Here is a 21,705-nt window from a genome sequence, read left to right on the forward strand (position 1 = left end):
TTAACGTGCACATTGTTGGTGGCAGCGTGGGAGGCTTGAGGTGCGCACGGTGAAGATGATGAGGGTTTGAGTAGCCCCGTGCGGCACTAATTTGCTTCCCTTCGCTGGCATTATCCAGATCAGGTTCAAGGGTATTTCTCACCCGTCAGCGTGTTCTTGCTGGCAGGACCCCTAGCATTTCTCTTATTCAGTTTCGTGTGTTCAGTTACTTTTATTCTGGTACTAGTTGCGATGCTTGTTTAATACATTGTTGTATCTTGTAGCTTCGAAATCATCTCAAAAACTAGCCGCATTATAACGACTTTCTGTTAACAGATCGTTTGATTTTTTAATTCGTATTGATTTCTTTGCGCTTTACCGGCCCGATGACTTCGATTAATTCCACCATATTAGCGCTGATCGCCGCGGACAAGTCGTGATCCAGAATCGGCATTGCTTGTTCGTGCGGCACCAGCAAACGTGCCAGTCCATATGCGCGGTTGCGCCCGTGCGCTTTGCCCAGATATAAAGCCATATCCGCCATTTGCATGGCTTTTTCCCAACTACAAATTTCTTCGGGAATATCTGAAAAAGGTAAGGAAATAAATCCCGCTGTGACAGTAACCAAGATCGCATTTTCACCGACCTGAACCGAATTTTCGCCAATAGCAGACAACACGCGCTCGACTAATTTTTTCAATTGAGCAGGGTTGGATTTAGGCGAATAAATCAAAAACTCTTCACCGCCCCAACGCAACACCATATCTGAATCTCGTACTGTTTTTCTCAAACGATGGGCGACTTCCATTAATATACTGTCACCAACCGCGTGACCCCAGGTGTCATTAATTTGCTTGAAATGGTCGATATCTAATAACAGCAAGCAATCTGGATTGTCGCTATCATTTTCACGTCGTTCCCTGTCACTACTGATCTCCCGATTTTTCATGATCTCTAAAAAAGATCGCCGGTTATAGAGTCCGGTTAAAGGATCGCGCACGGCATGGAACTCTAATTGCAAATTCGCTTCGACTAATTTTGCATTCGTTTTTCTGACGCGGCGGTACAACAAGAAAATAAATATTCCAGCCATAACTGTCAACATGGCACCGAGCAAGGTGATGACTTGTTGCAGCCGACGATTTTTTATATCGGCGTCCTTTAACTGGTTATCACGACCTAATAACTCGATCTGCTTTTGTCGCTTGTCCGCGTTGAACGTCTCTTGTAAAGTGGCGACGGCTTTGGCGCTCTCAGCTTTGAATAGATCATCGCTCAGTGTCTCCTTCTTGTGCATGGTTGCGACGGCTTCTTTGTACATGCCCGCGTGCTCATACATGAGACCAAGCTCACCTAAAATACCCTCGACGTTCGTTTTAGAATCGATGCTTTCAAAGTAGGCGATCACGCTATTTATTTTTTCTGCACCCTGAGTAATCTTACCTTGCCCGCCGAGCGCAAATCCCCAGTTGACATTGGCTAGTTGCTTTAAATATTCATCGTGAATCGCATCCGCTTTTTCATAGGCGATCTTGGTAGTACGCTCAGCCTCAACAAAATTATGCATGATCAGATATTGATCAGCGATATTACCAAGTGCGCTAATTTCCAACGCCGGGATGCCCGCCTCACGCGCGATGTTGAGTGTTTTTTGAAAAGAAATCAGCGCATCTTTGTTGCGGTCTAACTGCGCATAGGCAACGCCCTGCACCATAGTCAGTGAGGCTAAACTTTTCAGATCCGTGGTTGCCGAGAAAATCGCTAGCGCTTCATCGATCGTCGTGAGCGCCTTCTCTGGATTTTTCATAGTCGTGTATAGCCGGCTGATTAAATCAAGCTGATACAACTTGGCATGCGCTTGCCGGCGTGGTTGTAGATCGGTGAGTTTGAGCGCGTCTAAGTAATAAGAAAGCGCCAATTCAAATCGGCCAGTCGATGCGTAGACCGCACCAAAAGCGCTGCTGATGCGCATTTTCAGTTCTGGGTCAGGCGACGCCTTAATCGCATCTTGCACCTCAGTAAGATTGGCAATACTTTGTTCAGGATGGCCATCGTCAATCTCGTCAAACGCCTGGTTAACTTTGGCAAAATTGATCGAGCGCTGATCACCTTCTTTGACAGCTAACGCCATTAGAGTCGCATTCACCTTTTTTGCAGAACTCGCCTTGCCAGCATCGTATAACAATCCTGTCATCAACTTGAGCGCTTTTAATTTGACTTGATAACTGGCATCGGCCGAGAGTTTTTCTTGAAAGCTTTGCAACTGCTTTAATGCATTGGCATTGTCGGTATCACCAAGAATCTGAATCTGATCAATCTGCGCCAAATCTGCAGCCTCATCAGCGCGTGCGGGCGACGCTGTCAGGCCAAGAGCCAATAACAGAACAACGGCGCGGGAACAACGCAGTATCAGTTTATTGTCAAACATACGCTCATACAGAAATACTTCTTCGTTATAAGGAACTTCTAAAAATGAGGATATAGCTTTGCTTGCGGACGGCAACTGGCTCTGACGAACCAATGTGATTTTTAAAACCAATGACATGCTAGCATTTTAATTGACGCTTTCTTCGGCATTCTGAGCGAATACCCATGCTGCGATGCAAGCAGACCACAAAGCATGATTGCGGACGGATCTGACTACGGCCGCAGGCTTGATCCAGTTAAGATATTAATATACTCAGGAGATGTATATTTAGACTGTCCATATAAAATATGGACAAATCGCTATTTTTTATAAAAATAATGGGGAGTATATGGAAATTAAGCTAAATTAAGCTGATATCAATATAAAAAATCTCGCTACGCTGGTACTGCTATGGCATTCCATCAGTGCATCCCGCACTTTATTAATCCTGATCTAAAGCTAACTGGTAGCCAGCGATTGTCTGCTTCAATCCAAGCGCATTTAGCGGGCAAAAAAAGAATATTCAAAATCGGGCCGATTTTATGCAGCATATCTTATGCAGCATATTTTAGATTTGATACGGCTGTCCCTTATAATCAAGGATTGAGCAAACCAACCAAACCTAGATCACATCATGGAATTAGCCAAGTCATTTGAGCCCGCCGATATCGAAGCATTTTGGCGCACAGAGTGGGAAAAGCGCGGATATTTCGCCGCCAGTACCGACGCCAGCAAACCGTCTTTCAGCATCCAGCTACCGCCGCCCAACGTCACCGGCACATTGCATATGGGGCATGCTTTCAACCAAACGATCATGGACGGTCTGACCCGCTATTATCGTATGCGTGGTCACAACACCGCCTGGATACCGGGCACGGACCACGCCGGCATTGCGACCCAAATCGTGGTAGAACGCCAGCTCGATGCACAAAAAATTTCACGTCATGATTTAGGTCGTGAAAAATTTTTAGAAAAAGTCTGGGAGTGGAAAGAAAAATCCGGCTCTACCATCACCGGCCAGATGCGCCGCATGGGTGCGTCAGCAGACTGGCAACGCGAATACTTCACGATGGACGCACCGCGCTCCAAAGTCGTCACTGAAGTATTTGTCAAACTGGTAGAACAGGGTTTGATCTATCGTGGTAAGCGTCTGGTCAACTGGGATCCAGTGTTGGGTACTGCTGTGTCTGATCTGGAAGTGGTATCGGAAGAAGAAGACGGCTTTATGTGGCATATCCGCTATCCGTTCGCGGATGGCAGTGGTCATTTGACGGTTGCAACGACGCGTCCAGAAACTTTGCTGGGCGACGTTGCAGTCGCGGTTGACCCTACCGATGAGCGATATATCCATTTGGTCGGCAAGATGTTAAAACTGCCGCTGACGGATAGAGAAATTCCCGTTATCGCCGACGACTATGTTGATAAAGAGTTTGGCACAGGCTGCGTCAAGATCACGCCTGCGCATGACTTTAACGATTACGCAGTCGGTCAGCGTCATAAGCTGGAATTGATCAGCGTCCTTACACTGGACGCAAAAATTAATGAGAACGGATCAGCGCCTTATCAAGGCATGGATCGATTTGTCGCGCGCAAACAAATCGTCGCCGACCTCGACGCGCAAGGCTTATTAGAATCCGTTAAGCCGCACAAACTGATGGTGCCGCGTGGCGATCGTACCAATGTCGTGATCGAGCCTATGCTAACCGACCAGTGGTTTATGGCGATGAGCAAAGCCGCACCAGAAGGCACGCATTTCCCAGGCAAATCCATCGCCGAAGTCGCGCTAGAAAAAGTCGCGAATGGCGAAATCAAATTTGTACCGGAAAACTGGAGCACGACTTACAACCAATGGCTGAACAACATCCAGGACTGGTGTATCTCACGCCAACTATGGTGGGGTCATCAAATCCCTGCGTGGTACGGTGACAATGGCGAAATCTTCGTGGCACGTAATGACGAAGAAGCCAAAGCCAAAGCAGATGCGGCTGGTTACAGCGGCGCGTTAAAGCGTGATGACGACGTATTGGACACCTGGTTCTCTTCAGCGCTGGTGCCGTTTTCTACCATGGGCTGGCCGGAAGAAACTAAAGACATAGAAATGTTCTTGCCATCCTCGGTGCTGGTGACTGGCTTTGACATTATCTTTTTCTGGGTCGCACGCATGGTCATGATGACGGCGCACTTTACTGGAAAGGTACCATTCCACACGGTCTATGTACATGGTCTGGTGCGAGATTCTAGCGGTCAGAAGATGTCCAAATCCAAGGGCAATACGCTCGATCCGATTGATCTGATCGATGGCATCAGCGTGGATGATCTGGTCGCTAAACGCACGATTGGCTTGATGAATCCTAAGCAGGCAACCGCGATTGAAAAAGCCACGCGCAAAGAATTTGCCGATGGTGTTCCGGCGTATGGCACAGACGCCCTGCGCTTTACGATGGCGAGCTATGCATCACTTGGTCGCAATATTAATTTCGACCTCGGTCGCTGCGAAGGCTATCGTAATTTTTGCAATAAATTGTGGAACGCAACCCGCTTTGTGCTGATGAATACCGAAGGTCATGATTGCGGTTTTGCCGCCACGGTGACGGACGCAGATCTGGATTATTCGCCAGCGGATAAATGGATCATCTCCACTTTGCAACACGCCGAGGCCGAAATAGAAAAAGGCTTTACGGACTATCGCTTCGACAATATTGCCTCGGCCATTTATAAGTTTGTATGGGACGAATATTGCGACTGGTATCTGGAAGTCGCCAAGGTGCAAGTACAGCAAGGCACACCGGCACAGCAACGTGCAACCCGTCGCACTTTATTGCGCGTGCTGGAAGTGATACTGCGGCTGGCGCATCCGGTGATCCCGTTTGTGACAGAAGCCTTATGGCAAACCGTCGCGCCACTGGCGGGCAAGACCTTAGATCCAGCTGGAGATTCCATCATGCGCCAGCCTTATCCTTTGGTGAACACCGCCAACATCGATACCGTTGCCGAAGAATGGATGACCGCGCTGAAGTTATTGACCGATGCCTGTCGCAATCTACGTGGTGAAATGCAATTATCTCCGGCGCTACGCGTGCCGCTGTTGTTGCAAGCAAACGATGCGAAAGAGAAAGCACGTCTGGAATCGTTCGCACCGTATCTGCAGGCGCTGGCAAAGTTGTCCGAGGTACTGGTGGTAGATGCATTGCCGGATTCTCCAGCGCCAACATCGGTCGTCGGCACCTCTAAACTGATGCTTAAAGTAGAAATCGATGTGGCAGCAGAGCGCGAACGCTTAAGCAAAGAAATCGCCAAACTCGATGCAGAAATCAGCAAGGCGCAAGCCAAGCTGGGTAACGAAAGTTTTGTCGCACGTGCCCCAGCACAAGTGGTTGAGCAAGAGAAAGAAAGAATGGCCAACTTCTCAGCCACACTAGATAAATTGCGCGAGCAGTTTGCCAAGTTGCCGGCAGCCTAAACACTAGGCGATTGTGGTGTTTTCTCTTTATTAAAGTAGATGCTCTAAAAATTAAGTACGTGGCGAAATCAACGCCACGTACAATTTCTGTCAGCAATCTAATAACAAGTTTAGGGCTAAAGCAAAATTATCCCGACTAGGCGCTGTAACGCAACTAAGGCAGTTTTGAGTCAGTCCTAACGCTAAAAACTTTAATAACGGAGACACCATGCAAACAAAAAAATTCCTCACCCTGTCCTTGTCTATCTTGATAGCCTCCATTAGTTCATTCGCGCTTGCACAAGAATCGACGCCAGTGGGTCTGTGGAAAAGTATTGATGATCAATCAGGGAAACCCAAAGCACTGATACGCATCGTCGAGAGTGGCGGCGAACTGCAAGGCAAAATAGAAAAACTTTTTCTGGAACCCGGTGCCGACGCCAATCCAAAATGCGACAAGTGTGAGGGCGTCAATAAAGATCAAGCTGTGATCGGCATGACGATTTTGTCGGGTCTGAAAAAAGACGGCGATGACTACACCGGCGGCCGTATCTTAGACCCCGCCAACGGTAAGTTGTACCGCAGCAAATTAACCGTGACAGATAACAACAAGAAACTCAATGTGCGCGGCTATATCGGCACACCTTGGTTTGGACGTTCACAGGTTTGGTTGCGGGAACAATAATTATGTAGCACTGCAACTCACTGGTCACCGCGACCTGTGAGTTGCTTTAATGTTAGCCAGATACGACGCCAGAACCTGGCTTCTAAGGCCATCAAACGCGCTACCCATAATGGTATATCAGCTTTAGCCGCAACTTCAGTCGCAACATCTTCAGCCGATAAATTAGATTTAAAGATGGTACGCCACAACATCAGTATCAGCTTGATCTCCAACACCGTCAGCACCGCCATCCCCAAATAACGCATCCAGCTTAAGCTATTCAATAAGTAATGATGCGCGTGCGGAATAATGTAACCACAAAGCCAGATCGCGCTGCAACTTAAAGCACAAGCGCGAATAATCGCAGCTTTGCCTTTGGAACGATAACAGACAAAATATAGCAAAGGCATAATCAAGGCCAGATCACCCAAAACAGCAGCCTCCATCAAGCGAGGCCGATCTACACCCTGAGTCCTCACCACTATCCAATCACCGCAAATCATCACGATTGCGGCAATAAAAAACCAATGTTGCTTTAATTTCCGCAAGAAAATTTCTTGATTGATGACATTCATATTCGCTCCTATAGAGAGAAACTCAGAAAAAGATTTTAGCAAAATACCTATTCAAGAATTGTAAACATCTGCTTAAACAAGCGCCACTGAGTTAGTTTTGGTTTTGGTTTTGGTTTTGGTTTTGGTTTTGGTTTTGGTTTTGGTTTTAAGTCAGCTTTTGATCTGAATTCCGCTTTGGCGCTGCCGTTTGTGCAAGGCAGAAAATGGAAAAAGAAGTGTCCTTGTCTGAGCCAACCGAGTTGTGGACACTTCCCATTTTTTGCCTTGCACAAACGGGAACCCAAAGGGTAGCGACGGTGCGGTCGCCTTTTTTTGGTTAGCTTTTTTGGCGAAGCAAAAAAGCTAACTAGCCACCGGTCTACCACCGGCCAGTAATCCAAAACCAACGACACGGTTTGCACGCAAAGCAATGTGCATCACTGATTGATGACCGAGTTCTTTATATTTCTGAAGGAGCTAATTGCGGTACCCTCTTAGCCCGAAACACCTGCGTATCAGCATAAAAATCCTCATCCTGCACCACCCACCATCCCGGCAAACCCAACACAGGCAAAGGCGTGTAATCGGAGGTAGATAAACTCACCCCGGCCAAACCCTGCGCAACCATCTGATCCAGAGTGTCACGCTTAGTATCAGCGTCCAAAGTAAAAAAATCGGGTTCAACCCGCACCACATACGCATGCGCCGTAATGGCTTTATACGGCTGCACCAACTTCTCCATCAGCGCATGACCAAACGCCCATACCTCGGCTTGTTGACCAAACATCGTCCGATAATGAATAAATGCCTGCTGCCACTGATGCGTCCGCAATGCTCCGATTAAAGCGTCGCCATCGACAGAATTCTCTACTACCAGTAAAGCAGAATTTTCATCAAAAATCGTGGCAGCATCGCGTGCTGCTCCACGAGATTTCCCTATGCCGTGTTGGGCAATCTGTGCAGCTTGCAAAGCATTTAATTGCTGTTTTATTTTGGGGAAAGTCAGCCATACCAAGGCATTAAAGAAATCGTGCAGGTTTTCTCGCGTTGGTACTTGTCCTGTCGTGCTGATAAAGGTCTCGTATGCGGCGCCATCCGGCAGCGCGTCTTGCGCAACAAAACGAATGGCTTGCTGCCGCTGATTGCGCACATCTTTTTTTTGCGCGCAGGTATTGATATGGCTGCGCCAGTCATCCGACATCAACAACTCTTGCGCCGCTGGTCTGACTGAGGTATACCAGGCTTGCGTCCAATCGATGCCGGAGAAAAATGTGTTCATGCTTGTGCCTATGTTGATACTCAGCCACCCTGCTTATGGCTGGGTAGCAAACATCTTCCAAGCTAAGGTTTCACCCGCATTGAGCGGCACGATACTGGTGTCGACAAATGGCAATTCGGTCGGCATGTTCCAGCTCTCACGCTTGAGAGTAATCGTGCCTGTGTTACGCGGCAACTGGTAAAAATCGGGACCATTGAAACTGGCAAAGGCTTCCAGCTGATCCAGCGCACCCGCCTGATCGAAGGCTTGGGCATACAGCTCCATCGCGTGCAAGGCGGTGTAACAACCGGCGCAACCGCAGGCATGCTCTTTTAAACCTTTTGGATGGGGTGCAGAATCCGTACCGAGGAAGAAGCGCGGGCTACCCGATGTGGCAGCTTTGAGTAAAGCAAGGCGATGCGTTTCGCGCTTCAACACAGGCAAGCAATAATAGTGCGGACGAATGCCACCTTTAAAAATCTCATTGCGGTTGTACAGCAAATGATGGGCGGTAATCGTTGCTGCAATCGGACCCTCGGCGCTGGCAACATACTGCGCTGCCTCGCTGGTGGTGATATGTTCAAAAACGACTTTCAGGTCTGGCATGTCGCGGCGTAGCGGAAGCATCACTCGGTCGATGAAAACCGCTTCACGATCAAATAAATCGATTTCTGGATCAGTCACTTCTCCATGCACTAAAAACGGCATGCCGACTTCTTGCATGACTTCCAGCGTTTTATAGCATTTGCTCAGATCGGTGACGCCGGCATCTGAATTGGTGGTGGCACCAGCCGGATACAACTTCACTGCATGGACGAACCCACTATCTTTTGCACGACGGATTTCATCTGGCGGCGTGTTGTTGGTCAGGTACAGCGTCATCAATGGTTCAAAACTCATCCCTGCTGGCAAGGCTGCCAAAATCCGCTCACGGTAACTGCCCGCCTGTTCAGTTGTGGTGACTGGTGGCTTGAGATTAGGCATCACTATCGCACGAGCAAACTGCGCCGCTGTATGCGGCAACACGCTGGCAAGCGATGCGCCATCGCGCAAATGCAAGTGCCAGTCGTCAGGCCGCGTGATAGTGAGCTGGGAGGTGAGCCCGGTAGTGAGCTCAGTAGTGAAGTCTTGTGGAGATGTTGGTACAGCTGGAGTGGTTTGAGTAGGCATGGCGGCTCGCTTATAATCGACGCCGCCATTTTACCTTTTTTACGCTATTCTACAGCGAATCAAATATACTCCATCTATGTATATTTTAATCACCCAGATAATCTCTGGGCAATTCGGTTATTTTAAAAAATAAAATGGGGAGTATATTAAACCCAGATTTTCCATTAGACCGCTACTACTTCGCAAAAAACGCAGAGGGCATGCGGTGTTCAGCGGGACAGCACGACCGCGATTTGGGTGCGAACGCTACAGCAACAATTACACCTTTGGCGAACTGCCTAGCGTTGTTGCTCCTCCTAGCAAGATGCAGCTTGCGTCGTCGTCGCGTCTAGCCAGTCAGTCCGCCAAAGGCACACTCGTCGCTGTTCCAATGGAAAATCTGGGTTAAATCTATTACTTAGAAAGCCGCATTACAAACTGGGATCAGTACCGAACTTAGTGAATAATCTTAGCCAGGAAATCACGTGCACGCTCAGAGCGGGCCGCATTAAAGAATTCATCCTTGGCGCAATCTTCTACAATCAAACCTTTGTCCATGAAGACGATGCGATTGGCGACTTTTTTGGCGAAGCCCATCTCATGCGTTACGACCATCATCGTCATACCTTCCTGCGCCAGACCCACCATAACATCCAGCACCTCGTTAATCATTTCTGGATCGAGCGCAGAAGTTGGCTCATCAAACAACATGGCGATCGGGTCCATCGACAATGCGCGGGCGATCGCTACGCGTTGTTGCTGACCACCGGACAACTGACCAGGGAATTTATCTTTTTGCGCGATCAGGCCGACGCGGTCTAAATATTTAAGACCTTTTTCTGTCGCCTCTTCTTCTGAGCGCCCCAAGACTTTGACTTGGCCAATGGTCAGATTCTGACGAATCGACAAATGCGGAAACAACTCAAAGTTCTGAAATACCATCCCGATGCGCGCGCGCAATTTGGACAAATTGGTCTTTGGATCACCAACAGAAATACCATCCACCGTGATGTCGCCTTTTTGGAAAGGCTCCAGCCCATTGACAGTTTTAATCAAGGTAGATTTACCAGAACCAGATGGACCGCAGACCACAACGACTTCACCTTTAGTGACTTCCGTAGTGCAGTCAGTCAATACTTGGAATTGACCGTACCATTTGCTGACGTTATTTAATTTAATCATGATCTTCTCCAAACGTTTTTTTAACGTTCTTTAAAATGTTTTTATCTAAATAAGTAATTGGTCAGCGAATAATCGCGACTTTTTCTTGTAATTTTTTAACCAGTGCCGACAATGCAAAGCAAAGAGCGAAGTACACAACGGCAACAAAGGAATACATTTCTACTAATCGTCCGTCACGTTGTGCAATCTTAGAAGCGGCGCCGACAAAATCAGGAATCGACAGTACATAAACTAGCGATACGTCTTGGAATAAGACGATGGTTTGTGTCAGCAAAACCGGGATCATATTGCGGAAGGCTTGTGGCAAAACAATGTTGCCCATGGTCTGCCAGTAGTTCATCCCGATGGCATAGCCAGCCCAGATTTGTCCACGTGGGATCGACTGAATACCAGAGCGCATAATTTCGCAATAGTAGGCCGCCTCAAACATCACGAAGGTAATCAAGCAAGAAGAGAACGCACCGACTTGCACAGGATCTTTGGAACCGATAATCCACGCACCAAGATAAGGCACCAGGAAATAGAACCAGAAAATCACCAGCACCAGAGGAATGGAGCGCATGATATTGACATAGGTCGTGGCGATAAATTTGATCGGCTTAATGCTGGACAGGCGCATCATCGCCAACAAAGTACCAAGAACGATACCACCAGTCATCGCCAGAAATGTCAGTTCTAGCGTGAACGACATCCCTGTTTTAAACAGATAAACCCAAGAACGCTGAATGACATCAAAATCAAAATTACTAAACATGATTAATGTCCTCCCGCATTAGCAGAGCCGGAGGTAATAAACCCTGGCACGGCGGTTTTCTTTTCCAGCAAATTAGAGAGCATGATCGCAATCACTGATACCATTAAATAGATCAGCGTAGCAGCACTAAACGCTTCAAATACCTGAAAAGAAAATTCTTGCATTGAGCGTGCACTGGCAGTCAACTCCATCAAACCGATGGTCAATGCGACAGAACTATTTTTAATAATCGCGGCTAATTCGTTGGTGAGCGCAGGCAAAATAATGCGAAACGCCATTGGCAATAATATATAGCGATAAGTTTGTGGCAGCGTTAAACCTAAGGCAGTACCAGCCATTTTTTGGCCACGAGGTAAGGCATTAATACCAGCTGATACCTGTACAGCAACCCGTGCCGAGGTAAAGAAACCCAGACTCAATACCGCAGTGACAAACGGTGCATTTGGCAACGACTTCAGCCAGTTACCCATTTCCGTCGGCACCAGTTCTGGCATGACGAAGTACCATAAAAACATTTGTACCAGTAGCGGAATATTTCTAAATAATTCCACATACCCATTGGCAAGACGCGCGGCCCATTTATTCGGTGCGGTGCGTATGGTGCCGATGACAGCGCCTAAAAAAAGCGCGATGATCCAAGCTAAGGCTGCGGTCGCTAAGGTCCACAACATACCCGAGATCAATGAATCAAAATAGGTGCCGCCGCCATCTGGCGCTGCCTCCCAAAAGATATTCCAGTTCCAGTTATAGTTCATTTCTGTCCCTTCCAAAATGGCTAACCATTTAATGTTGTTAGGACTTACGCAAAATTGTCCTGAAAGGCGACATCAACGAAAGCTGTACAAAGTGTACGGCAAGGTGGCGCAACGGAGTCTAGGCAATTTTGCGTAAGTCTTAACTAAAACATGACGGTAGGCTTGATGCCTCCCGTCATGCAATGGCTCATTTCATATTTTTATAAAATTACTTTTTCTTTTTCAATACCGCTTGCTGCGCTTCAGGAACAGCAGCATAGGCTGATGGCTCGCCAGAATCCGTTGGCTTTGCAATTACTGCCTTGAATTGATCAGACATTGGCCAGTTCAAAGAAATACCTTTAGGCGGAATTGGCTGTAAGAACCATTTGTGATAAATGCGGTTGATGTCGCCGGAGGTCAAAATATTAGCAACCGCTTTATCAACGATAGCCTTGAATGGCGCGTCATCTTTGCGCATCATGATGCCGTACGGCTCGACTGACAGCACTTCTTTGCTGATTTCATAATCGGCAGGTGCTTTGGAATTCGCTGCTAAAGACGCCAACAAAATATCATCCATGACAAAAGCGACAGCGCGACCAGTTTCTACCATCAGGAACGCTTCAGCATGATCTTTGGCTGGCAAAATGTTGATGCCCAGATTTTGATCTGCATTAAGTTGGGTCAATTGCTTGAGGTTAGACGTACCTGATGTTGACACAACAGATTTGCCACGTAAATCTGCCAAGGTTTTGATACCAGATGATTTTTTAGACAAAATACGATTTGCAGTAACGAAAGTCGTCGGTGCAAAGGCAACTTGCTTTTGACGTTCTACATTGTTAGTAGTGGAACCGCACTCCAGATCGACCGTGCCGTTTGCCATCAAAGGAATCCGTGTGGCAGAAGTTACTGGATTGAGTTTTACATTGAGTGCCGTCAAACCTAATTGTTTTTGAATTGCTGTGACCACTTTGAGGCACAGATCAACCGAATAACCTTGATATGACTGTTTGTCATCGAGGTAAGAAAAAGGAATGGAAGAGTCACGCACACCGAGGGTAATCGTGCCTGTTTCTTTAATTTTTTCAGTGTTCCAGTTTCTTGCGCTTGTGCTACGCCCACAGATCCTACGATTACACCAGCAGTTACCAGAACAGAAAATAATGTCGATAATTTCATACAGTCTCCAAAAGTTACATCGAAAATATTGCACAACGAGTTTACCAAAACCACCTATACATAAAACGTTTTTCTACTCTAAAACGGTACGTAATATTACTTATCAGTTGCATGTAAAAGACAGGTCGCTGAACGAATTTTTTGATCTATTTCAGCAACACATCTTTTCTCATTTTTTATAACTTCACACTAATTTATAAGCTTAAATTATCAGCTCAATCTGGATGTCTAATCCGGCACTTTGTCGGATGGGAAACGAATGGTATCGCGCAATAACAGACCCATTGGCATGTTCAAATTTATCGACTTAGGTGGCACCGGTTGTTGAAACCACTTTGAATACAGTTTTGTAATTTCGCCGTCAGACATCAGATTACTAATTTGGCGGTCAACAAAAGCCTTAAATGCAGGATCATCTTTACGCAACATAATGCCATACGGCTCAGTGGAAAGTCCGTCGCCAACAATCACAAACATACTGGGATCTTTGGCATTCGCTCTTAAGCCATACAACAAGACGTCGTCCATAGGGAACGCTGCCACTTGTCCCGATTCAAGCATCGCAAAAGAGTTGTTATGGTCATTCGCCTCAAGCAACTTCAATCCTAGCGAACGAACTTTATCACGGTCGTTTAACAATTTAACTGAAGTAGTACCTTTGGTAGTCACAACCATTTTGTCTTTAAGATCAGTCCAGTTAGTTATTCCAGAATCTGCCCTGACCAACATACGGGAGGTAGCAAAAAAATGAGGAATGGAGAAGGCTACTTGCTTGCGACGCTCAGTATTATTGGTAGTAGAACCACATTCCAGATCAGCTTTACCTTCCACGATACTTGGAATACGTGTGCTACCTGTGACCAGCAAATAATTGACTTTTAATTGAGGAAGCTTAAGTTCTTTTTTTAGTGCATCGACAATCTTCAAACAGATATCAATCGAGTAGCCTATCGGTTTTTTATTTTCAGATAAATACGAAAAAGGCAAAGACGCCTCACGGTTTGCAATCGTAATTGTCTGCGACTCTTTAATATTAGAAAGTGTATCGGCAACACTTGAAAACGTAACGCCCCAACTTAAGAGACTAAAAACAATTATTTTGCTCATACTACAGTTGACTTTCATCTTGGCTCCCTTGGTGAGACAGAAATTACTTCTATGTAAAGCTCAGGATATGAGGATGTACTGACCTAACTGCGAAGATACTTTTAAACAGATAAAAAAAGCAAACCTCGCAAAACATTATTCCTGTCGCGATGCGGAACCAGTGAGAATTATCCACACAGCAAAAACAACAGCAAAATACGTGCCACAAACACGAGACGATCTAAAAAAATTAACTGCGCCATATATGAAAATACACCCATCAACGAATAAACGATTGATGGATGTTACTTTTCCACTATCGCTATTTTTTTAGCTGATAGTGGATTGATACTAACGAATTAATACGGACGACTTAATTCAAACAATTTACTAATGTTATGGATATAAACCACGTACTTCGCGTGCTTGCAAAACTCGAGAACAACCAATAATAAACGCTGCTGTGCGCAGAGAGACATCTTTTTCTTCAGTAATTTGCCATACTGCGTTAAAGGCTTCTTTCATGATCCTTGTCAGGCGTTGATTAATCTCATCTTCTTGCCAGAAATAGCTAGAGAAATCCTGTACCCATTCAAAATAACTTACCGTCACACCACCGGCATTAGCAATTACGTCAGGCACGACCAATACGCCTTTATCACGCAAAATATCATCGGCGACGGGCGTAGTTGGGCCATTTGCACCCTCCAGAATAATTTTGGCGCGAATCTTGTTGGCATTGGCTTCCGTGATTTGCTGTTCTAAGGCAGCCGGGATCAGGATGTCGCAATCAACGCCCCAGAAATCTTCATTCGGCAAAACTGCTTCTGCACCTTCAAAGCCCGCAACGCTGCCGACGGCTGCCACATGATCGAGCAATTTATGCACATCCAAGCCAAACGAGTGGAATACGGTGCCGCCGTGATCTTGTACAGCAACGATTTTTGCGCCAGCTTCTGCAAATAAACGACCGGCGATACCGCCAACGTTACCAAAACCTTGGACTGCGATTTTCGCACCGGCGATATTTAGATTACGTTTTGCCGCAGCTTCGCAACCGACTACGAATACACCACGTCCGGTTGCTTCACGGCGACCTAAACTACCACCGAGTGAAATTGGCTTGCCCGTTACTACACCGGTAGCTGTGCGACCTTCATTCATGGAATAGGTGTCCATCATCCACGCCATCGTTTGTTCGTTGGTATTGACGTCTGGCGCAGGAATATCTTTATCCGGTCCGATGATGATGCCGATCTCTGAGGTGTAACGACGCGTCATACGCATCAGTTCGCCACGCGAGAGTGTTTTTGGATCGACACGGATACCACCTTTAGCACCGCCGTATGGTACGTTGACAGCAGAATTCTTAATCGTCATCCAAGCAGACAACGCCATCACTTCTGACAGGGTCACATCTTGGTGAAAACGCACGCCACCTTTACCTGGGCCGCGGGACGTGTTGTGTTGTACGCGATAGCCCTCAAAGTGAGAAATACTACCGTCATCGCGTTCGATAGGCACATCGACGATGAGAATACGCTTAGGACGCTTGAGGGTTTCTACCCAACGCGATAAGTGTCCGAGATAAGGGGTGACGCGATCAATTTGCTCTAAATAAACGGACCAAGGACCTGTCTCATGAGGGGTAAGATAAGATGGTATTTGGTGTTGGCTGGACATGGTATGTCTCCTGACTTGTTTGACTGACTTGTTTAATTAAATGAGTTAACGATATTCGACGTTCAATACTAACGACCAGAACTTGTTGATCTCTAAAACACGAACTTAATGTGACAAATTGCGACCCATTGCGACCCATCATTTGTACTTTAAAACGTTTTTTAAAAGCGGCATTCCGATAACGTGATGCAGTGTAGGACAACTGATCTCGCTGTCGCCAATGCTTTGTTTGCATGTATGTATGCAGCAAATGCATAGATATATTTAAGCCAGTTTTTTTACCAAATAGTAGTGCTAAAACCTGACAAAAATCTTGCCAGACACATCGCAGGTCCGGCAATTATTTTTCATATTGACGCATTACAGTTCTTTTGATTCAGCTTATTTTTTGACTATTTTCTTAGCGAATTTCAGCTCCGCTCCGCTATGAGCGCCGTGCAATTGCGCCAGATAATCCCAAAGCCGTCCAACGATTAATTTACCGGGGCGCTGGGTAGAAGGTTTCTCGCGGTAGAGACGGATTTCCATCTCCACTTCCCACGCATTAGACCCACCATCAGCACGCGCTAATTGTTTTTGCTTTAGCTCACGACTGACTGCGGACTCGGGCAAAAAAGCCACACCTCGTCCTTCCAAAGCCATCATTTTTAAACCTTCGGCCATATCAGTTTCGTAGCATTTTTCAAAATGTAAAGGAATACGGGCGTCGTTTAAAATTAAGTCCACCATGCGTCCCAAATAAGCATTATTGGCGTACGCCAAAAAGGGTAAAGGCGAACGTTCTGTGCCGGGCAAGCTAAATTCTGGCAGACCAGCTTTAGTGCAACGAGCATAGGCGCGCAGTGCTTCAGAACCCATGCTAATCATCTCGTACTGACCAGAGTCCAGCAATAAAGGTTGGCGCGGATGGTGATAACACAGCAGCAAATCACAGCCACCCTCCACTAGACTCATCACGGCATCATGCACATTCAGTGCAAGCAAGCGACTATTGATTTCACCAAAAGCAGATTCCAGTCCGGTCAGCCATTTTGGTACATAGGTCAGGGATAAAGTGTGAGGTACAGCAAAATCAACTGTGGTCTGCGTAGTAGTACGCTTACCTCGCAATAGCGCGCGCGCATTGTTGATCTGCCCCAGCATAGCGATGGCTTGCTCATAAAAAATCTCACCCGCATGGGTTAATCTGGTGGGGTAAGAAGTGCGATCAATCAGATCGCTGCCCAGCCAGGCCTCCAGCGATTGTATGCGACGTGAAAAAGCCGGTTGCGTGACGTGTCGCAACTCGGCGGAGCGGCTGAAACTATTGGTTTCAGCCAAAGAGACGAAGTCTTCCAGCCATTTGGTTTCCATAGCAGTATCTTATGCTGATTGACGATCATCTGGCAAAAAAACGCCACACGATGAGATTCAACTCAATGATGTGGCATCCTTATTTGTGCAACTTATTTCCTGCTATTTTAATGGTGTAGCTGATCAAGCTTATTAAAAGATGCTGCTCACTTCAGTGAGCTTGCCACCGACAGATTCATAAATGACGACCGTACCGTCTTTAATATCGCCCTTTGCATCAAACTCGATAGTGCCTTGGATTTTGCCGTCAAAAGAATCTTTCTTGAGCTCGGGGACAAATACCGCAGGATCAATCGAACCTGCTTTTTGCATAGCTTGTGCAAATACGTGGATACCATCATAAGAAATCGGCGACATGGCACCTGGCTCGCCATACTTGGCACGATATTTTTGAATGAAAGCAGCCCCGCCGGACAACCAAGACGGCGGCACACCCGCTACCGTGCAGAAGAAATTACGATCTGCGTTGCCAGCAGCAGCTTTGATTGTGGAACCTTCACATAAACCATCACCTACCAAAAATTTGGCGTTAGAGCCGTTGGTACGCAGTTCTTTCAACAAACCAAGACCCACCGGTTCGTCACCGCCATAAATAATTACCTCTGGATTCAGATCGGTAATTTTTTTCATTAAGCTACTGTAGTTGACTGTGGTTGGTGTAACAGACTCTTTGCCAGAATTGATTTTTTTTGCATCGAGCATCTTCAGCACCTCGGCCACCAAGCCGACGCCAAAGAGAGAACCATCGTCGACCACGAATACGGTTTTGGCTTTTAGCTTCTCGGTCGCAATACGCCCCAATGTCGCGCCTTGCTCGATATCATCTGCACCAATACGGAACACTGTAGACAATCCCATGCGGGTGAACTGGGGATTAGTCGATGCCGACATTTGTGGAATACCCGCCTTGGCATAAATCGGCGCGGCCGGAATCGTGACGCCCGAATTAAAATGTCCATACACTGCGACCACACCCGCATCAACTAGCCTTTGGGCCGCAGCTTTGCCTTCGTCGGCGGAAGCTTTATCGTCCTCAATCACCAGACTGAAGTGCGCTCGTTTGCCTTTAATAAAAACACCATCCTCGTTTAGCTCTTCCACCGCGATTTGCGCGCCATGGGCAATGTCCTGGCCGTTGTGCGCCAAGGAGCCTGTCATAGGTGCCACGACACCGATCTTGACTTCTACCTGGCGACTGCAGGCGCTTACGAGTAAGGCCAGCAGTAATGCGGGAAACATCAGCTTTTGTGTTGGTACTTTCATTATTTCTCCTGAGCCTGGGATAATTCCACCCCATAGTAGGGGGATTATTTACAAATTAAATCTTGAATTTGAGACGATTTAAAAACTTTTAGAACGGACCAGATAAGCTGTTGCGCTGCGCAATTTTGCCTCTGTGCCAGAATACCTTTAAGCCATGACCATTGTTTATTGCATCTGCCGACGCGAGCTGAGTCAGTTCTAAGCTACCTGTAGCAAACTCTGTGCCGACAATGCTTTGCGACAACTAGTTGATATCGGAACGGCAATAGCTTAGCTTAATATGACCTGAAGATGCAGTGATTTTAATATACTCCCTATTATTTTTATTAAAAACATCTTATAAAGCAGCAAAGTCATGGACAACTAAAATATACCCACTACGAGTATTATTTTTAAGCCAAGATTAAGTTAATCTAAGCAACATTAGCAATTTCATTTCTCAGCTCTCAGTTCGCAGGTACAGTTAAAAGTCTATCTAAAAAGTGCTGCTTTAAAGAGTGTTACTGTGCGCTTATCCAGATTTCCGTAGTGAGTTGCTTGCTTGGCTTAGCGACATCTTAAAAATAGGCGCCGGATCATGCTGGCGTGGTCTCGTTGCGGGTATTGAGACCCCTATTCAGCTGCTCGTTATTCAATCCATCACTTAGCTGATCATCAAGTTCGTCATCCTCGGACTCGTCCGGGCGATTTTGTTGTCTTTCCCACATTTGAGAATAAGCGCCGGCTTGCGCCAATAATTGCTGGTGAGTGCCGCGCTCGATGATGCGACCTTTGTCCATGACCAAAATTTGCTCTGCGTCGATGATGGTAGAGAGGCGATGTGCAATGACTAAACTGGTGCGTGTCTTGGCAATTTCTTTGAGCTGCATTTGTATCATTTGCTCCGATTTAGAATCTAATGCCGAGGTTGCTTCATCAAAAATCATGATGGAAGGATTTTTGAGTAGCGTGCGGGCGATGGCTACGCGTTGTTTTTCACCGCCAGATAATTTCAATCCACGCTCTCCGACTGGAGTGGCATAGCCGTCCGGCAGGCTTTCAATAAAATCATGAATATATGCGGCGCGTGCAACGGCAATCACCTCTTCACGACTAGCGCCTGGTTTACCATAGGCGATGTTGTATTCAACACTGTCATTAAATAAAACGGTATCTTGCGGCACGATGCCAATAGCGTTACGCAAAGAACTTTGGGTGATGCTGCGAATTTCTTGTCCATCGATGTGAATGCTGCCGCTCTGGATATCGTAAAAGCGGAACAACAAACGAGACAGCGTTGATTTGCCAGAGCCGCTATGACCCACTACCGCCGTAGTGGTGCCTGCGACAATTGTAAAATCGATATCAAACAAGATCTGGCGATTAGTCTCATAACTAAAATTGACCTGAGAAAATTGGATCGCACCGCCCTTGCCATGATCAATGTGGAGTGCCTTGGCATCATCCTGATCTGCCACTTCACGGTGTTGATCGAGTAGCGAAAATAGCTTTTCCATGTCGGCCAGACTTTGCTTGATTTCTCTGTATAAAACACCTAAAAAATTTAACGGTATATACAACTGAATCATAAAAGTATTCACCAGCACTAAGTCACCAAGACTCATTTTCCCGTCGATCACGCCTTGGGTTGCACGCCACAAAATCAGCGTTACGGCGCTGGCAATTATCAGCGATTGACCGGTGTTCAGTAAGGACAGGGTAGTCTGTGATTTGACGGCAGCAACTTCATAACTTTGCAAGCCCTCATCGTAGCGACGGGCTTCGTAATTCTCGTTACCGAAGTATTTAACGGTCTCATAATTGAGTAAAGAATCAATCGCTTTGGTGCTGGCTTTGGAATCAAGTTCATTCATGGTCCGACGGAAATGCGTGCGCCATTCAGTGACCAAAATCGTGAACGTAATGTAGCTGGCCAAGGCGTTGGCAGTAATCAGTGAGAACCAGATATCGTAATGGGTCGACAGGTAAATCAAGACCAGACTGATTTCTAACAAAGTCGGAAAAATGCTAAACAAAGCATACGACACCAGAGAAGAAATGCCGCGTGTGCCACGCTCTATATCTCGCGTCATACCGCCGGTTTGGCGATTCAAATGGAAGCGTAAAGACAAGGCATGCAGGTGCCTGAAAACTTTTAACGCGATCGTGCGCACGGCGCGCTGTGTGACTTTTGCAAAGACAAACTCACGTAACTCCGTAAATAAAGTTGTGGATAAACGCAATGCACCATACCCAACCAATAAACCTAGAGGCAAGACCAACATCGCCGCAGGATGTGCTGGTGTAATCGTCAGCCGATCAATCAGTTGTTTCAAAATTAATGGCACACCGACATTGGCAAGTTTGGCACCGACCAAAAAAATTAATGCCAATAAAACACGCCATTTATACGCCCACAGATAAGGCAATAATGTTTTAACAGTCGTCCAATCGCTGCGAGTGACTTTGGGCACATCCGCACTTGAACGATTAGCAGAAGATATTGGGGGAGAAGAATTGTTACGGCGCATTTTTTGCTTACGGATTGGTTTATTATCTGGACAATTGTATCGTTGAAAGGAAATAGCATGTCTGAATCAAATAAAACTACTCTCCCGCCTGGTATGCCGCAATTACGCGTCATGCCAATGCCTGCCGATGCCAATGTGCACGGTGACGTATTTGGTGGCTGGATAATGGCGCAGGTCGATATCGCTGGTGCCATCCCTGCCGCACGTCGCGCAAATGGCCGCGTGGCTACGATTGCGGTAAATTCTTTTCTATTTAAGCAACCGGTATTTGTCGGTGATCTGCTGTCAATTTATGCTGAAGTCGTTAAGGTGGGCAAGACCTCCATCACGATATCGGTTGAAGTATTTGCTGAACGCAATCGTCTGCAAGCTACGACGGTTAAGGTGACTGAGGCTCTTCTGACCTACGTAGCTACCGGTGAAGATAGAAAACCTCGCACGATTCCTCCGTTAGAATACATCGACGCACTGAGCCAATCTGCGCGCTAAATTAAATACAAATCTA

The 21,705-nt window shown here is 46.6% G+C and carries 16 protein-coding genes, 1 pseudogene and 1 riboswitch; of the genes and pseudogenes, 4 read left to right on the top strand and 13 right to left on the bottom strand.

The window, feature by feature from the left end; translation table 11 throughout:
• Positions 1 to 79 precede the first annotated feature (79 nt).
• Positions 80 to 183: riboswitch (TPP riboswitch) on the bottom strand.
• A gap of 145 nt (positions 184 to 328) precedes the next feature.
• A complete protein-coding gene (locus tag RGU72_RS13280; RefSeq protein WP_322120184.1) occupies positions 329 to 2,524 on the bottom strand; it encodes a GGDEF domain-containing protein in 2,196 nt (731 codons plus the stop codon).
• Positions 2,525 to 3,020: 496 nt separating this feature from the next.
• Here RGU72_RS13280 and RGU72_RS13285 point away from each other — a divergent pair, with 496 nt between their 5' ends.
• Complete coding sequence (locus RGU72_RS13285; RefSeq protein WP_322120185.1) at positions 3,021 to 5,846, top strand: valine--tRNA ligase; 2,826 nt, start codon at positions 3,021 to 3,023, stop codon at positions 5,844 to 5,846.
• 208 nt (positions 5,847 to 6,054) lie between these two features.
• Entirely contained in the window at positions 6,055 to 6,510 is a 456-nt protein-coding gene (locus RGU72_RS13290) for a DUF2147 domain-containing protein (protein WP_322120186.1), read from the top strand.
• Between the two features lie 17 nt (positions 6,511 to 6,527).
• Here the strand turns inward: RGU72_RS13290 and RGU72_RS13295 are convergent, their stop codons facing one another.
• From RGU72_RS13295 to pyrC, 3 genes are all read right to left on the bottom strand, one after another.
• Positions 6,528 to 7,064 (bottom strand): hypothetical protein, encoded by a 537-nt coding sequence (locus RGU72_RS13295; RefSeq protein WP_322120187.1) that lies wholly within the window; start codon positions 7,062 to 7,064, stop codon positions 6,528 to 6,530.
• A gap of 439 nt (positions 7,065 to 7,503) precedes the next feature.
• The gene (locus RGU72_RS13300) at positions 7,504 to 8,322 is read right to left on the bottom strand and encodes a DUF3025 domain-containing protein (protein ID WP_322120188.1); all 819 of its coding nucleotides are present in this window, start codon (positions 8,320 to 8,322) and stop codon (positions 7,504 to 7,506) included.
• Positions 8,323 to 8,355: 33 nt separating this feature from the next.
• A complete protein-coding gene (gene pyrC, locus RGU72_RS13305) occupies positions 8,356 to 9,471 on the bottom strand; it encodes a dihydroorotase (RefSeq protein WP_322120189.1) in 1,116 nt (371 codons plus the stop codon).
• A gap of 205 nt (positions 9,472 to 9,676) precedes the next feature.
• On the opposite strand from pyrC, the gene RGU72_RS13310 reads away from it, so the two are divergent.
• Positions 9,677 to 9,859: a hypothetical protein gene (locus tag RGU72_RS13310; protein WP_322120190.1), complete on the top strand. Its 183-nt coding sequence runs from the start codon at positions 9,677 to 9,679 to the stop codon at positions 9,857 to 9,859.
• Positions 9,860 to 9,906: 47 nt separating this feature from the next.
• On the opposite strand, the gene RGU72_RS13315 is transcribed toward RGU72_RS13310, so the two are convergent.
• From RGU72_RS13315 to RGU72_RS13355, 9 genes and pseudogenes are all read right to left on the bottom strand, one after another.
• Entirely contained in the window at positions 9,907 to 10,632 is a 726-nt protein-coding gene (locus tag RGU72_RS13315; protein ID WP_322120191.1) for an amino acid ABC transporter ATP-binding protein, read from the bottom strand.
• Positions 10,633 to 10,693: 61 nt separating this feature from the next.
• Positions 10,694 to 11,386: an amino acid ABC transporter permease gene (locus RGU72_RS13320; protein ID WP_322120192.1), complete on the bottom strand. Its 693-nt coding sequence runs from the start codon at positions 11,384 to 11,386 to the stop codon at positions 10,694 to 10,696.
• A gap of 2 nt (positions 11,387 to 11,388) precedes the next feature.
• Entirely contained in the window at positions 11,389 to 12,141 is a 753-nt protein-coding gene (locus RGU72_RS13325) for an amino acid ABC transporter permease (protein WP_322120193.1), read from the bottom strand.
• Positions 12,142 to 12,349: 208 nt separating this feature from the next.
• Positions 12,350 to 13,305: pseudogene (locus RGU72_RS13330) on the bottom strand (transporter substrate-binding domain-containing protein).
• A gap of 228 nt (positions 13,306 to 13,533) precedes the next feature.
• Positions 13,534 to 14,430, bottom strand: a complete 897-nt coding sequence (locus RGU72_RS13335) for an amino acid ABC transporter substrate-binding protein (RefSeq protein WP_322120194.1) — start codon at positions 14,428 to 14,430, stop codon at positions 13,534 to 13,536.
• Positions 14,431 to 14,787: 357 nt separating this feature from the next.
• Entirely contained in the window at positions 14,788 to 16,074 is a 1,287-nt protein-coding gene (locus RGU72_RS13340; RefSeq protein WP_322120195.1) for a Glu/Leu/Phe/Val dehydrogenase, read from the bottom strand.
• Between the two features lie 381 nt (positions 16,075 to 16,455).
• Positions 16,456 to 17,427 (bottom strand): LysR family transcriptional regulator, encoded by a 972-nt coding sequence (locus tag RGU72_RS13345; protein WP_322120196.1) that lies wholly within the window; start codon positions 17,425 to 17,427, stop codon positions 16,456 to 16,458.
• A gap of 132 nt (positions 17,428 to 17,559) precedes the next feature.
• On the bottom strand, positions 17,560 to 18,690 hold the full coding sequence (locus tag RGU72_RS13350) for a branched-chain amino acid ABC transporter substrate-binding protein (protein WP_322120197.1): 1,131 nt from the start codon (positions 18,688 to 18,690) through the stop codon (positions 17,560 to 17,562).
• 575 nt (positions 18,691 to 19,265) lie between these two features.
• On the bottom strand, positions 19,266 to 21,200 hold the full coding sequence (locus RGU72_RS13355; protein ID WP_322120198.1) for an ABC transporter ATP-binding protein/permease: 1,935 nt from the start codon (positions 21,198 to 21,200) through the stop codon (positions 19,266 to 19,268).
• 57 nt (positions 21,201 to 21,257) lie between these two features.
• Between RGU72_RS13355 and RGU72_RS13360 the strand changes: the two genes are divergently transcribed.
• Positions 21,258 to 21,689, top strand: a complete 432-nt coding sequence (locus tag RGU72_RS13360) for an acyl-CoA thioesterase (RefSeq protein ID WP_322120199.1) — start codon at positions 21,258 to 21,260, stop codon at positions 21,687 to 21,689.
• The last annotated feature ends 16 nt before the right edge of the window (positions 21,690 to 21,705 follow it).

This window comes from Undibacterium sp. 5I1 (assembly GCF_034314085.1).
Lineage (GTDB): Bacteria > Pseudomonadota > Gammaproteobacteria > Burkholderiales > Burkholderiaceae_D > Undibacterium.

Excerpts from the sequence above, each read along its gene's own strand:
- RGU72_RS13280 (WP_322120184.1), bottom strand. The coding sequence starts at position 2,524 with ATGTCATTGGTTTTAAAAATCACATTGGTTCGTCAGAGCCAGTTGCCG.
- RGU72_RS13285 (WP_322120185.1), top strand. The coding sequence starts at position 3,021 with ATGGAATTAGCCAAGTCATTTGAGCCCGCCGATATCGAAGCATTTTGG.
- RGU72_RS13290 (WP_322120186.1), top strand. The coding sequence starts at position 6,055 with ATGCAAACAAAAAAATTCCTCACCCTGTCCTTGTCTATCTTGATAGCC.
- RGU72_RS13295 (WP_322120187.1), bottom strand. The coding sequence starts at position 7,064 with ATGAATGTCATCAATCAAGAAATTTTCTTGCGGAAATTAAAGCAACAT.
- RGU72_RS13300 (WP_322120188.1), bottom strand. The coding sequence starts at position 8,322 with ATGAACACATTTTTCTCCGGCATCGATTGGACGCAAGCCTGGTATACC.
- pyrC (WP_322120189.1), bottom strand. The coding sequence starts at position 9,471 with ATGCCTACTCAAACCACTCCAGCTGTACCAACATCTCCACAAGACTTC.
- RGU72_RS13315 (WP_322120191.1), bottom strand. The coding sequence starts at position 10,632 with ATGATTAAATTAAATAACGTCAGCAAATGGTACGGTCAATTCCAAGTA.
- RGU72_RS13320 (WP_322120192.1), bottom strand. The coding sequence starts at position 11,386 with ATGTTTAGTAATTTTGATTTTGATGTCATTCAGCGTTCTTGGGTTTAT.
- RGU72_RS13325 (WP_322120193.1), bottom strand. The coding sequence starts at position 12,141 with ATGAACTATAACTGGAACTGGAATATCTTTTGGGAGGCAGCGCCAGAT.
- RGU72_RS13335 (WP_322120194.1), bottom strand. The coding sequence starts at position 14,430 with ATGAAAGTCAACTGTAGTATGAGCAAAATAATTGTTTTTAGTCTCTTA.
- RGU72_RS13340 (WP_322120195.1), bottom strand. The coding sequence starts at position 16,074 with ATGTCCAGCCAACACCAAATACCATCTTATCTTACCCCTCATGAGACA.
- RGU72_RS13345 (WP_322120196.1), bottom strand. The coding sequence starts at position 17,427 with ATGGAAACCAAATGGCTGGAAGACTTCGTCTCTTTGGCTGAAACCAAT.
- RGU72_RS13350 (WP_322120197.1), bottom strand. The coding sequence starts at position 18,690 with ATGAAAGTACCAACACAAAAGCTGATGTTTCCCGCATTACTGCTGGCC.
- RGU72_RS13355 (WP_322120198.1), bottom strand. The coding sequence starts at position 21,200 with ATGCGCCGTAACAATTCTTCTCCCCCAATATCTTCTGCTAATCGTTCA.
- RGU72_RS13360 (WP_322120199.1), top strand. The coding sequence starts at position 21,258 with ATGTCTGAATCAAATAAAACTACTCTCCCGCCTGGTATGCCGCAATTA.